Genomic DNA, 12,756 nt, shown 5'->3' on the forward strand with positions numbered 1-12,756 from the left:
GTCTCGAGTAGAAAACGCCGATAGCGGACGTCTTTTCGATCTTTCGAGGACCGAACGCGTCACAGTTCCCCGACACACGCTCCGGTTACAACGGTCTCCGCTCACTTGAGGACTCACACCAGTTACACCGGATTTATGAGTTGTTATTTTTAATTATTAGAGCCATCGCCAGGGAGACATCGCGGGGTGAACGGAGGTCGCGCGAACGATCACTGTTCAACGGAGACCGAGACTGAGAGCAGCCTGCAGTCTATCACGGTATTGTCATACTCTGTGAGTAGTTCCGGTGTTTGTGAGAGTCGGTCCAGTGTTTTCTCTGTGTGATTCCAGTGTTTTTGTGAGTGAGTTTAGTGTTCAGAAACGGACTCGAGGCCGGTCACTGCTGGCGTTCGAACACCACCGCGTCCGCTGTTAGCGGGGTGGCTGGTTCGAATCCGTTGGGAAACGCGTTCGGTCGAGAAGCGTCGGTCGGTGGACTGGTCGTGACTACACCACGTCGAGTATCCACCGGCTCAAGTTGATCGCCGTGAGCGCCGCCCCCTCGAAGTGCCCTAACTTCCTGTTCGTTCCGAGGAGCAACGCGGTGAGCACGGAGAGGCCAAGCAGCCATATCGTGGTTCCGATGGCAGTCGCTGCGATTTCGATAGGCGTGAGCGTCGACGTGACGCCCAGGACGAACAGCGCATTGAATACGTTACTCCCGATGAGGTTGCCGGCGGCGATATCGCCCAGTCCTTTCCGAGCGGCAGCAACGGAAGCGACGATCTCCGGGGTGGAAGTACCGACTGCGACGATGGTTTCCCCGATGATCCACTCGGAGAGGCCCGCCGACGCGGCGACGACCACTGCCGACTCCACGAGAAAGTGTGCACCGACGACGATGGTGCCGAGCCCGCCGACGAGAAAGAGAGCCGTCCGCCACGTTGCCTCGCGTTCGTCCATTGGATCTTCCACCCGTTCGTGTATCGGGTCTTCCACCCGTTCGTCCGGTTGGACGAATAGGATCGTGAGATAGCCGACGAACGCAACGAGCAGGACGACACCCTCGAGACGGCTAACCCGGAGGTCCCACAGAACCGCCAACAGCAGCAGCGTCGAAAGTACCATCGCCGTTCCGTCTCGGCGGACCATCCGAGCAGAGCTTCGAACGCCGACGATGACCGCGATCCCGCCGAGAATGATTCCGATGTTAAAGAGATTAGAGCCGACGACGTTCGCTACCGCGATATCACCGTTTCCGACGAGCGCGGCGTCGACACTGACTGCAACCTCCGGCGCCGAGGTCCCCATCGCGACCACCGTGAGGCCGACGACTAACTCCGAGAGCCCGAAGCGCCGCGCCACTCTGGCCGCCCGAGACACGAACACCTCCGCACCGATCCACAGGACCACGACGCTCAGAGCCAACGGGACGAGTGCAACGAGACCGCCGCCTATCATCCGATCTCGTACTCAGCAGTGGTAGTTCTCATCATATTCGTACAGTGGCCAGTAAATTCTCATATTGTTTGTGCAGTGACCAGTGAAGTATAGGAAGTATCGTAGTAGAGTTTTCAGCATCTAATTAGATAAAATATCGCCCCCTTTGGGTGGTAGTGTTCAGGTTAGCTGATTCCATGCGAACGCGAATGCTTCGATCCAGTTGGTGGCGGTTTCTCGTTCAGCGTTGCTAAAACAGTTTGAGAACGAAGCGGTTCTTCGTTTTACCTCTCGAAAGAGACGTTCGACACTGGTGGGATTTCCGTGGCGTTCATCTCTGAAATCGATGTTATCTGAACACCGCCTCTACGTACCGTTCGTCGAGTAGTCACGGAGAGGGTATGCGAACTGTTCTATGACACCTTCGGCAACCGCTGGGTATACTGAGTATTCACTTGCGAAATACAGTGATATAGCGGACCATAGCGGTACGCGCCGGAATCGATTGTATACCTCTAAAACTCGTCAGAATCGTCGCCGGTACCGCAGGCAATTCGTTTTCGTCAGCGCGGCGTCCGTATTAGCCGCATTCTCGGGATCCCGTTTCTTTGAGTCGCCAGTTCCCGAGGTTTCGATCGTTCCGATACTCGAACCGTGGACTTCTACTTACCTGGTCTGGATTGTTTCGTCGCGCTGCCAAAGGTTTGCCCACAGCGTGACAGTACCGGTTCGAGACGCTTGCACGAGTCGGTCGTCCTCGCTGCAGGCCACTCACGGCCGCCGCGGATCGTATCTGTACCCGATGTGGCTTCCGATGTCGTACTGCTCGAGTTGCTGTGCCAGTTCCGCGACGTCGTCCGCGTCGGTGAACGCGAAGAGGCCGTCGACGAACGGGAGGGCGGCCGCCATACCCGCTGCGGCCGGCTCGTAGGCCGGGCTGGCAGCCAGCGGGTTCAGCCACAGGATGGCTCGAGCCCGGCGCGAGAGCCACGCCGTGTCGCGCTCGAGGCCGCTCACGTCGCCCGTCTCGAGGCCGTCGCTCACGACGAACACGACCGTCCGCCGATCGACGGCGTCGCGGTGATCGGTCCGTATCGTCCCCACGGCGTGGCCGATGCGGGTCCCGCCACCCCAGTTTGTTTCGGAGCGCTCGAGTTCGGCGAGGGCGTCGGCGACCGTCGGCGCGTCGAACGCGACAGTCACGTCGCGGATCTCGCTGTCGAAGAAGAACATCCGGTTCTGTCGGGTCCGCGACGCGAGCGTCCGGAGGAATCGTAGGAGAAACGCCCGGTCGACCGCGTCCAACACCGACCGGGAGACGTCGACGAGGGCGAGCACGCGCACTCCCCGCTCCCGGCGCGTTCGCCCGGGTATCGAGGCGATCGCCCCGCCGGTTGCGACGCTCCGGCGGAGGGCGCGTCGCGCGTCCGGACGCCGGCCCCGCTGGCCTCGTTCCCACCGACGACCGCGCAGGGTCGCCAGCGCTCCTACCAGTCGGTCGACGGCCTCCTCGAGCGCCGGGTCCGCAGCGAGTCCGGCCGCCTCGACTGTCACCGTCTCCGACCGCCCGGCGGGACTATAGGTCGCCGCCGACGCCTCGCCGTCCCCCTCGTCGGCCGGACCGGCGGCGAGCGCACTCGAGACGAGTGCAGTGTCTCTCCCGCTCGCGCGCTCGTCCGACGATTCCGTTTCGTCCTCGAGTTCGATCTCCGCCGGCGTCCCGCTCGCTTCGGCGAGCGGCGCGAGCGCGCCGTCGAGATCGTCGTCTATTCCGCTCTCGTCGCCCGCCCCGCCCTCGTCGATCCGGAGCGACGCGTCGAGCCGCCGCCAGAACTCCGTGAACATGCGATCGAAGGTCTCGACATCGTTCTGGCGGGTAACGATCGCCGCCCGGAGGGCCGCGCGGGCACGTGCTTCGTCGTCGAAGCCGACGGTGACCAGCGCCCGTGCGCCGACGACGGCGGCGTTCGCGGAGACCGCCACCCCCGATCGCCTGAGCGTGCGGACGAACGTCACGACCGCGTCGACCACTTCGTCTCGAACGCTGGCGATGTCCGGCACGTCGTCGTAATCGACGGTACCGTCCGGAACGTCGCGGTCGCCGGTCCCGTCCGTGTCGCCGTTCTCAGTCACGTCACGGTTCCCGTCCACGTCGTCGCTCTCAGCCACGTCGTCGCTCTCAGCCACGCCGCCGTTCTCGTCCATCGTCATTCCTCTGCTCGAGCCGTTCGGGCGGCCTCGGCGAGCGCCTCTAACAACCCTTCGTCGACCCGCCGCACGTCCGCGACTTCCTTCAGCAGGCAGCCGATCGTTCGTTCTATGTCGGTGGTCGAGAGCGGTTCGTCACCGTCTTCGGCCCGCAGTTGCGCGACCGCCCGCGCCCAGTCGAGCGTCTCCGCAACGCCCGGCTGTTTACGGAACGGTTCCTCCCGAAGTCGCTGGGTGATCGCACACAGTTCCGCCGCGACGGCGCCGTCCAGTTCAGGGACTTTCCGCTCGACGATCGCCCGTTCCTTCTCGAAGCCCGGCGGCTCGAGGTGCAGGTACAGACAGCGCCGTTTCAGCGCGTCGCTCAACCCTCGCGTGCGATTCGACGTGATGATGACGACCGGCGGCGTCGTCGCCCGCACGGTCCCCAGTTCGGGGATCGACACTTGAAAGTCCGACAGCACCTCGAGCAGCAGCGCTTCGAACTCCTCGTCGGCCCTGTCGACCTCGTCGATGAGCAAGACCGGCGGGCGCTCGCCCTCGCTCGCGAGCGCCTGCAACAGCGGGCGTTCTAACAGATACTCCTCGGTGAACACCGACGAACTCCCGTCGACGCCGCCCTCGTCGGCCTGCACCGCGAGCAACTGCTTCGTGTAGTTCCACTCGTAGAGCGCGTTCTCCGCGGCCAGTCCCTCGTAACACTGTAGTCGTATGAGATCGGTGTGGAACCCATCCGCGAGCACCTTCGCGAGTTCGGTCTTGCCCGTGCCCGGCTCGCCCTCGACGAGCAGCGGTCGACCGAGCCGAAGCGCCAGCAGGACCGTGGTCACGACGTCGTCCTCGGCGACGTACTCCGTCGATTCGAAGGCCGCTCGAAGCTCCGCCTCGGTCACGTCGTCGAAGCTGTCGCTATCGCGCTCCGCTCCGAAACCAGTATCGTCGGTCACGTTGCCCACCTCTCGAGCGACCGGCCACGTCGACGTCGAGGTCGGTGGCGAAGCCGGCGATCCACTGTGGCCTGCGAGTCTGGCGACCCCGCCGACGGTTTCGAACAGGTCATCCCTCCGAACCGCACGGCGCGGATCACGCTGTGACGGTCGCGTCGGCGCGCTCTGCGGCTCGCTCGAGCGCCCGCTTCGTGTACGTTTCGAGGAGGTGCGAGCGGAACTCCGCCGACGCCTGAAGATCGTCCATCATCATCGCTTCCTCGAGATCGTCGGCGGCGCGTTCGGCCGCCGCCGAGATGGCGTCGTCGCTCAGGCGTTCGCCCTCGATTGCGTCCTCGACGGGCTCGAGGCGGACCGCGTGGTCCATCACCCCGTTGGCACCGATGCGGGCGGCCGTCACCGTCCCGTCGTCGACCTGTAGCTGGGCGGCGACGCCGACGAGCGCGTACCCCGACGACGGACTGGGTTTTTTCACGTACGCGCCGCTCGTCGCGCCGTCGCCGCGGGGCACCTCGATTCGCGTGAGGAGTTCATCCTCCGCGAGGTCGGTCATGTACATCGCGACGAAGAACTCGTCGGCGTCGATTCGGCGCTCCCCGTCGGGCCCCTCGACGACCAACGTCAGGTCGCTCGCGATGGCCGCGCCCGGCAGATCCGACGCCGGGTCCGAGTGGGCGAGGTTGCCGCCGATCGTCCCGCGGTTGCGGACCTGCGTGTCACCGATCTCGCTCGCGGCCTCGGCCAGCACCGTCGCGTCCGCCCAGAGCTCCTCGTCATCGTCGATCTCGGCGTAGGTCGTCAACGCGCCGATGCTCGTCGCGTCGCCGTTTTTCTCGATTCCCCGCATCGACTCGATGTGGCCGATGTCGACGACGACATCGGGCTTCGCGAGCCCGTTTTTCATCGTCGGGAGCAGGCTGTGACGCCCGCGAGGACCTCCGAGTTGGGGTACTCCGCCAGCAGGTCCAGCGCGTCGCCGACGCTCTCCGCGCGATGGTAGTCGAACTCGTCCGGGAACATCACTCCTCACCTCCGTTTTCGTGGACGGCCCGCCAGATCTTCTCGTCTTTCAACGGCATGTCGATGTGATCGACGCCGAACGGCTCGAGCGCGTCGACGACGGCGTTGACCACGGCCTGTGGCGCGGCGATCGTGCCGGCCTCGCCGACGCCTTTGACGCCGAGCGGGTTGTGCGGCGACGGCGTCACCGTTGAATCGGTCTCCATCTCCGGGATATGTTCGGCCTTCGGCACGGCGTAGTCCTGCATCGAACCGGTCAGCAGCTGCCCGTTGTCGTCGTACTCCGCACCCTCGTAGCGGGCCTGCCCGATGCCCTGGGCGACGCCGCCGTGGATCTGTCCCTCGACGATCTTGGGGTTGATCTGGTTGCCCACGTCGTCGACAGCGACGTAGCGCTCGAACTCGAGTTCCCCCGTGTCCGGGTCGACCTCGACGACGGCAGCGTGCATCCCGAACGGGAACACGAAGTTGTCGGGGTCGTAGAAGCTGGTCGCCTCGAGTCCCGGTTCCATCTCTCCGGGCATGTCGTGGGCGAGGTAGGCCTGCTGGGCGATCTCCTGAATGTGCATGGATCGGTCGGGCGCGCCGGCGACGCGGAACTCACCGGCTTCGAACTCGATATCGTCCTCGTCGGCCTCGAGCTGGTGGGCCGCGATGGATTTGGCCTTCTCGACGACCTTCCGCGCGCTCGTGACGAGCGAACTCCCGCCGACGGCGGCCGATCGGGAGCCGTAGGTCCCCATGCCGTGGGGGATCTCGTCGGTGTCGCCCTCGACGACGTCCACGTCGTCGTAGTCGATGCCGAGTTCGTTGGCGACGATCTGCGCGTAGGTGGTGTCGTGACCCTGGCCGTGGCCCGACGTGCCACAGAACGCTGTGACGGTTCCGGACGGGTGAAAGCGCACCAGCGACGACTCCCACAGACCCGCCTGCGCGCCGAGTTGGCCGGCCAGTTCCGACGGTGCGAGTCCGCAGGCCTCGATGTACGCCGAGAAGCCGAGGCCGAGATACCTGCCGTTCTCGCGGGCCTCGGCCTGGCGTTCGCGGAAGTCCTCGTACTCGAGCATCTCGAGGGCTCGATCGAGAGTTTTCTCGTAGTCGCCGCTGTCGTAGACGACTGCGACCTGCGTCTCGTAGGGGAACGCGTCGTCGGGGACGAAGTTCTGCCGTCGGAACTCGGCTGGGTCCATCTCCACCTCGCGGGCGGCGAGGTCGATCAGCCGTTCGACCACGTAGGACGCCTCGGGCCGTCCCGCGCCGCGGTAGGCGTCGACCGGCGGGACGTTCGTGAACGCACCGGTGACCTCGCAGTGGATCGCCGGGATGTCGTACTGGCCCGACAGAAGGGTGCCGTAGAGGTAGGTCGGAACCGCCGGCGCGAACGTCGACAGGTACGCGCCGAGGTTCGCGTCCGTCTCGATTTTCAGCCCGACGATGTCTCCCTCATCGTCCATCGCGATCTCACCGTGGGTTTCGTGGCCCCGCCCCTGTGCGTCGGTCAGGTAGGTCTCAGAGCGCGTCGCGATCCACTTGACCGGGCGCTCGAGTTGCTTCGCCGCCCACGCCGCCAGCGCCTCGTCCGCGTAGTGATGGATCTTGCTCCCGAACCCGCCGCCGACATCCGGCGCGCGGATCTGCAACTTGTGTTCGGGGTGGTCGATGACCCCCGACATGAGCAGGCGGTGTAAGTGTGGATTCTGGGTGGTCATCGCGACCTCGAGTTCCTCCGTCGACGGGTTGTAGTCCGCGACGGCACCGCGTGGCTCCATCGCGTTCGGGATCAACAGCTGATTCTCGAGGTCGACGCTCGCGGTGTGACTCGCGTCGGCGAAGGCCTGATCCGTCTTCGTTTCGTCGCCGATCTCCCACTCGAAGGCGGTGTTTCCAGGCGCGTCGTCGTGGAGGTCGGCCGCGCCGTTCAGGGCCGCCCGAGGACTGGTAACCGCCTCGAGGCGCTCGTAGTCGACGTTGATGGCGTCGACGGCGTCGTGGGCGGCGTAACGCTCCTCGGCGACGACGACGGCGATTGCGTCGCCCTGATAGCGGACCCGATCTTGCGCGAGGATCGGGTGGTCGACCTGCTCTAGGGTGTCGAGCAGCCACCCGACCGGGAGGTTCCCGGGGACATCGATATCCTCGGCGGTGAAGACCGCGACGACCTCATCCATCTCCTCGGCGGCGGCGGTGTCGATGTCGTCGATAGCCGCGTGGGCGTGCTGGCTCCGCTTGATCGCCATGTGGGCCATCTGCGGCAGCTGAATGTCGTCGGTGTACTCCGCGTCGCCGGTCAGCAGGGCGGGATCCTCGCGGCGCTCGATGGCCGAGCCGAGGATGTCGGCGGCGTCGACCTCGTCGGGATCGACTGATTCGACGCTCATCTCAATCGTCCCCCCGTGCGGCCGCGGCGTCCATCTGCTCTGCGGCGTTTTCGACCGCGTTGACGATGTTCTGGTAGCCGGTGCACCGACAGAGGTTGCCCTCGAGCGCCTCGCGGATCTCGTCTTCGTCCGGATCGGGGTTCTCCGCGAGCAACTGGGTGGCGGTCATCATCATGCCTGGCGTGCAGTAGCCACACTGCAGGCCGTGTTCCTCCTGAAACCCCTCCTGAATGGGGTGGAACTCGCCGTCCTCGGCGAGGCCCTCGACGGTCGTGATCTCCTGTTCGTCGGCCTGAACCGCAAGTACCGTACAGGATTTGGCGGCTTTGCCGTCGATGTGGACGGTACAGGCCCCGCACGTGGTGCTCTCGCAGCCGACGTTCGGACCCGTGTACTCGAGTTGGTCTCTGAGCGCGTGGACCAGCAACTCCCGCGACTGTACTGTCAGTTCGTGTTCTGTCCCGTTTACCGTGAGTGTGATGTCGTGTGCTGCCATACCTGGGTGTGACCGGTGTGGCGACGAGTCGGCGAGAAGCGACGGAGTCGGTGTTTCGGCCGGGCGGCCGGGCTGTGCGAGTCTGGCGTGTTCATAGTGGCTACAGTAGGTCCTGAATGCGGTCGCGAAGCCCGCCACCGTCGTTGTCGTCGGCGACTTCGGTCAACCGGTCCTCGACGTTGCTGAAGAACCGGTTGACGACCCTGTTCGCGACCGGACTGATGACGCGCTGTCCCATCTGTGCGATCGTGCCGAACACGTCGGCTTCGGCGTGCCACTCGATGTCGACGCCCTCGTCGGTTTCGACGAGGGTCATTCCCGAGGCCATCTCGAACGAGGAGTCGCTGGCGCTCCCCTCACCCGAGGCGTTCATCACCGGGAAATCGCGTTCGTCGATCGTGACGACCGTCCGGAAGCTCGGCTTGACGCTCCCGACGCTGAGCTGGAGCAACGCCGCGTAGTGGGCACCCTCCTCGAAGGCTCGATCCGAGATGTCCTCGAGGTCAGCCTCGGGCAGCGTCGCCGGATCGTCGTCGGGTTCGCTCTCCCGAAGCGCCTCGAAATCGACGGCGTCCGGGTCTTCGACTCGAGTCATGAACTGACACCCCGGGAGGCACTGCTTGATCAGTACCGGGTCCGAGAGCGCCAGCCACACCTCCTCCGTCGACACGTCCTCGATGGTGAACGTTCCGTCGAACTCCACGATCAGTGCACCTCGATCCGATTAGTGGTTCTTATTAACGTGGTAAATGTTACCATCCTACTGTGGACAAAGATGGGGCCGCTTACATAATAAACCCTAGTGGCGGCGCGAGGAACGGATACCAGTACCAACGTTAATTTAGGAGAACGGTTACTGCGTAGAGTATTTTCGAGGACGGTTACTGTGTGGAGTTCGGAGCCGATCCTTAGCGTATCCGAGCCCCGAGTGGGACTGTCGTCGGATACACCTCAAGTGCGACCCCTTCCCGGGTGTGGTCGCAATCAATCGGTCGACGCGGTGGCACCGACTGGGGCGTCGCTGCGCTCTTTGAGTTGCCCGATCCGCCATCGAAGGGCGAGCACCGTGAGCAATCCGACGACGAGCGCCCCGTTCATGACGTAGAGCGCGTTCGTGTAGGTGCCGGTCGACTCGAGGACGAGCGAAGCGATCTGTGGGCCTGCGACGCCCGCGAAGCCCCATGCAGTGAGGGCGTAGCCGTGAATCGCGCTCACTTCCGCCGTCCCGAAGAGGTCGCTGAGGTACGCCGGGAGGCAGGCGAACCCGCCGCCGTAACACGTGATGACAACGAAGATGGTCACCGCCAGCACCCAGACGCCGGTAAGCTGTGGCATGACGAAGAAAGCCGCTATCTGGATGAGCATGAACGCGGCGTACGTGTTCGTCCGGCCGATATAGTCGGAAAGCGTCGACCAGACGATTCGACCGCCACCGTTGAAGATCCCGATGTACCCGGTGATGAACGCGGCGGTCGTGGCAGTCGCGCCGCCGATCTGTTGGAGCATCGGCGACGCGTATGCCAGCAGCATGATCCCCGCGGAAACGTTGATGAAGACGATGAGCCATACCATCCAAAAGCGAGGCGTCGTTCGCGCCTGTGCTGCCGTGAGACTGTCGAGACCCGACAGCGCGCTCTTTGCCTTCTCGTGTGCGTTCTCCTCGTCTTCCATCCCCTCGGGAAGCCACCCGTCCGGCGGTTTAGCGAGGTAGCTCGCGCCGAGAGACATCAGGACGAAGTACAGCCCGCCCAGGACGAAAAACGTCGTCGCGATACCGGCGTTCTGTATCAGAAAATTCCCGAGCGGGCCGGTCACCAGCGCACCCGCCCCGAAGCCCATGACCGCGAGTCCGGTCGCCATTCCGCGCCGATCCGGGAACCATTCGACGAGCGTCCCGATGGGAGAGATGTATCCGATTCCCAGTCCCATCCCGCCGACGACGCCGAAGGTGAACAGAAACAGGGGGAGGTTCCCGAGCTGTATGCTCAGCCCAGAGCCGATCATTCCGAGACCGTACAGGACGGCCGCTGCCAATCCGGCCGCCCTCGGACCGTACTTTTCGACGTATTTACCGAGAAAGGCGGCGGTCAGCCCGAGCACGAAGATCGCGATGGAGAACGCGAGCGTCACGCTCGAAGTTTCCCATCCCTGCGTCTCGTTTAGAGGGTTTTGATAGATGCTGTACGCGTATATGCTCCCGATCGACAGGTGGATCGCGATCGCGGACGCCGCGATCAGCCATCGGTTCTTGTTTGCCTCGATTGATGACATCAATTATCATGGCAAAAGCGAGTGTCATAAATGACATCGTCACGTACACTAGTGCCGATTCCCAAAACTTCATTTATATAGATTATTAACAGACTAATTTCAGTTACGGTGGCTTCGTTCTAACCCCTTAATTTATGATAGTGCGCCGCCGTTACTCAAAAAGACGGCATCAAATGACTACTATCATGTCAGAAAGCGGGCCAGTAATTCGGATCGCCGGTTCTGACCCGAATCAGGATCTTTTGCGTTCGGTTCCTACAGCTGACTTCCCGGTCGTAAACGTCGGATCGACAGGGATAGCGGCTGTGGAACCTCTCCTTGTGGCTACGCGTGCGGGAACCACCGCGTTCTACGAACGGTGTTCGGCCGAACGGCTCGAGGCGGTCGTCTCGAGCGTCGACGAAACCGGCGACATCGCGGCGGCGGAACCGGACGCCGTAGTCGAGCACGAGCAGAATCCCTCGAGTCTGCCAGACGCCCAACTACCGGGGCTTCGTACCGGCGATCGAGACGTGCTCGGTGCCTGCGGCTGGCGTCGCCCGACCGACCCGGCCGACCACGAGGCGGCGGGCGGATTCGTCGACCCGATTCCGGAGACGGTACTGGAGACGGGAACGAACCTCCGCGGGCGAGGCTGGGGCGACCTCTGTCACGACGACCCGGTAGGCGAGACGTGGCGGTCCGTCCGGGCTGGCGACGGCGACAAAGCCGTGGTCGTCAACGCCCACGGGAACCCCGCGGATACCCTCTTGCTCTCGAGCGCCCCCTTCGACGTGCTCGAGGGAGCCGTTGCGCTCGCTCGCACCGTCGACGCCGAACGGATCGTCGTCTACGCGTCCGCCGATGACGACCGCGCCGTTGAGGTGGCTCGCGAAGCAATCGAAAACTATCCGGATCTGTCGGTCGACATCGACGTACTCACCGGACCCGCGGCGTATCGGGCGGCCGAGCCGTCGATGGCGATCGAGTCGATCGAAGGCAATCACCGACTCGAGGCCCGCATTCGACCGCCGGACCTCGACGAGGTCGGACTCTTCGGTCAGCCGACGCTCGTTCACACCCCGCGAACGGTCGCCCACCTCGCGGTGGCACTCAGGACGGGATCAGTTCCACAAACGCGCGTCGTGACCGTGACGAGCGACGACACGCCCACCGCGGCGGTCGAAGTTCCGGAGACGGAGACGCTCGAGACCGTCGTCGACGCCGTCGACGTTTCGGGATCGTTCAAGGCGGCCGCCGTGGGCGGGACGTTCGGCGGCATCACGAGCGATCTGGACGTGGGCGTCGGACCGGACGCGCTGTCGGCCGCCGACCTCGGCACGGAGGGAGTCGTCCACTTACTCACCGACGACCGCTGTGTCGTTGAGTTCGTCGGCCAGCGAACCCAGTACGGGGAATCGCCACATTCCCGACATTCCGCTTGATGAGCGACGGTGCGATCTGCGAGTCATGTTTTCTGGTCGTCGTTACGTGCAGATCGAGGATAGCATTCCTCTCGTGTCCACGAGCAGTGTCTCTTTCAACTGCTGAATCGTCAGCTTCGTTCGCTTCGTGTAGTGTTTCGAGGCGTGACTGCGGTCGAACCCGGACGCGTCGATCCCGACGACACCGCTAGTCGGGAGAAGCGTGATCGAAAGGTTGAGCAGGACGCGCCAGACTGCCATATCGAACCGGTTAAACGATTTACACAACGTTGAGGGTGACTGGAGTTCGTCCAGATCGATGGCTTTCCGAATGCGGGACATCTCGATGAGTTCGTCGAGTAGCGTCCTGTACGTCGTGCTTTTCCGCACTTTAAGACAGAGGAGAACGATGTGCTGGTGGAGTGTGTACCGGCGTTTGGAGAACTTCGATGAGTAGCGAGTGACAACTCGGCGTGCCAAGTACATCGATTGCTCAACGAACCGGAGCAACCGCGACTTCGGAAGGGCTCCCATCTGGTCAGACTACCGGACGTACCTGTAACTCCTTGAGGATTTCAACAGAGCCGAAAATTTCAATTCCCAGGATTCTCCTC

At 63.6% G+C, this 12,756-nt stretch carries 10 protein-coding genes and 2 pseudogenes; 1 reads left to right on the forward strand and 11 read right to left on the reverse strand.

The features are described 5' to 3' along the window. Nucleotides 1-486: 486 nt before the first annotated feature. The 10 genes and pseudogenes from EL22_RS00080 to EL22_RS00115 all read right to left on the reverse strand — a co-directional run bounded on the left by EL22_RS00080 (nucleotide 487) and on the right by EL22_RS00115 (nucleotide 10,739). The gene (locus EL22_RS00080) at nucleotides 487-1,440 is read right to left on the reverse strand and encodes a calcium/sodium antiporter (protein WP_050049585.1); all 954 of its coding nucleotides are present in this window, start codon (nucleotides 1,438-1,440) and stop codon (nucleotides 487-489) included. Between the two features lie 159 nt (nucleotides 1,441-1,599). Then, nucleotides 1,600-1,770: pseudogene (locus EL22_RS15720) on the reverse strand (IS6 family transposase); the annotation flags it as partial. A 420-nt stretch (nucleotides 1,771-2,190) separates the two neighbouring features. Continuing rightward, nucleotides 2,191-3,624, reverse strand: coding sequence for a VWA domain-containing protein (locus EL22_RS00085; protein ID WP_082146614.1), 1,434 nt, complete (start codon nucleotides 3,622-3,624; stop codon nucleotides 2,191-2,193). 2 nt (nucleotides 3,625-3,626) lie between these two features. Further along, nucleotides 3,627-4,574 (reverse strand): MoxR family ATPase, encoded by a 948-nt coding sequence (locus EL22_RS00090; RefSeq protein WP_050049592.1) that lies wholly within the window; start codon nucleotides 4,572-4,574, stop codon nucleotides 3,627-3,629. Between the two features lie 136 nt (nucleotides 4,575-4,710). Next, a complete protein-coding gene (locus EL22_RS00095; protein ID WP_197075800.1) occupies nucleotides 4,711-5,478 on the reverse strand; it encodes a xanthine dehydrogenase family protein subunit M in 768 nt (255 codons plus the stop codon). Next, complete coding sequence (locus EL22_RS18295; protein ID WP_231587839.1) at nucleotides 5,475-5,597, reverse strand: FAD binding domain-containing protein; 123 nt, start codon at nucleotides 5,595-5,597, stop codon at nucleotides 5,475-5,477. Before EL22_RS18295 ends, EL22_RS00095 begins: the two co-directional genes overlap by 4 nt. Further along, entirely contained in the window at nucleotides 5,594-7,972 is a 2,379-nt protein-coding gene (locus EL22_RS00100; protein ID WP_050049586.1) for a xanthine dehydrogenase family protein molybdopterin-binding subunit, read from the reverse strand. Before EL22_RS00100 ends, EL22_RS18295 begins: the two co-directional genes overlap by 4 nt. A 1-nt stretch (nucleotide 7,973) precedes the next feature. Then, nucleotides 7,974-8,468, reverse strand: a complete 495-nt coding sequence (locus tag EL22_RS00105; protein ID WP_050049587.1) for a (2Fe-2S)-binding protein — start codon at nucleotides 8,466-8,468, stop codon at nucleotides 7,974-7,976. Nucleotides 8,469-8,568: 100 nt separating this feature from the next. After that, on the reverse strand, nucleotides 8,569-9,171 hold the full coding sequence (locus EL22_RS00110) for a CoxG family protein (RefSeq protein WP_050049588.1): 603 nt from the start codon (nucleotides 9,169-9,171) through the stop codon (nucleotides 8,569-8,571). Between the two features lie 281 nt (nucleotides 9,172-9,452). Further along, nucleotides 9,453-10,739 (reverse strand): OFA family MFS transporter, encoded by a 1,287-nt coding sequence (locus tag EL22_RS00115; RefSeq protein WP_050049589.1) that lies wholly within the window; start codon nucleotides 10,737-10,739, stop codon nucleotides 9,453-9,455. A 185-nt stretch (nucleotides 10,740-10,924) separates the two neighbouring features. Here EL22_RS00115 and EL22_RS00120 point away from each other — a divergent pair, with 185 nt between their 5' ends. Next, nucleotides 10,925-12,163, forward strand: a complete 1,239-nt coding sequence (locus EL22_RS00120; protein ID WP_231587840.1) for an NADP oxidoreductase — start codon at nucleotides 10,925-10,927, stop codon at nucleotides 12,161-12,163. Here EL22_RS00120 and EL22_RS00125 read toward each other — a convergent pair. Further along, nucleotides 12,135-12,676 (reverse strand): annotated as a pseudogene (locus tag EL22_RS00125) (IS5/IS1182 family transposase); the annotation flags it as partial. The gene EL22_RS00120 and the pseudogene EL22_RS00125 sit on opposite strands and share 29 nt — an antisense overlap. Nucleotides 12,677-12,756: the final 80 nt, after the last annotated feature.

Source organism: Halostagnicola sp. A56 (assembly GCF_000691505.1).
GTDB lineage: Archaea > Halobacteriota > Halobacteria > Halobacteriales > Natrialbaceae > Halostagnicola.

Coding starts and splice junctions, on each gene's coding strand:
- EL22_RS00085 (WP_082146614.1), bottom strand. CDS start 3,624: ATGGACGAGAACGGCGGCGTGGCTGAGAGCGACGACGTGGCTGAGAGC.
- EL22_RS00105 (WP_050049587.1), bottom strand. CDS start 8,468: ATGGCAGCACACGACATCACACTCACGGTAAACGGGACAGAACACGAA.
- EL22_RS00100 (WP_050049586.1), bottom strand. CDS start 7,972: ATGAGCGTCGAATCAGTCGATCCCGACGAGGTCGACGCCGCCGACATC.
- EL22_RS00115 (WP_050049589.1), bottom strand. CDS start 10,739: ATGTCATCAATCGAGGCAAACAAGAACCGATGGCTGATCGCGGCGTCC.
- EL22_RS00120 (WP_231587840.1), top strand. CDS start 10,925: ATGTCAGAAAGCGGGCCAGTAATTCGGATCGCCGGTTCTGACCCGAAT.
- EL22_RS00080 (WP_050049585.1), bottom strand. CDS start 1,440: ATGATAGGCGGCGGTCTCGTTGCACTCGTCCCGTTGGCTCTGAGCGTC.
- EL22_RS00095 (WP_197075800.1), bottom strand. CDS start 5,478: ATGAAAAACGGGCTCGCGAAGCCCGATGTCGTCGTCGACATCGGCCAC.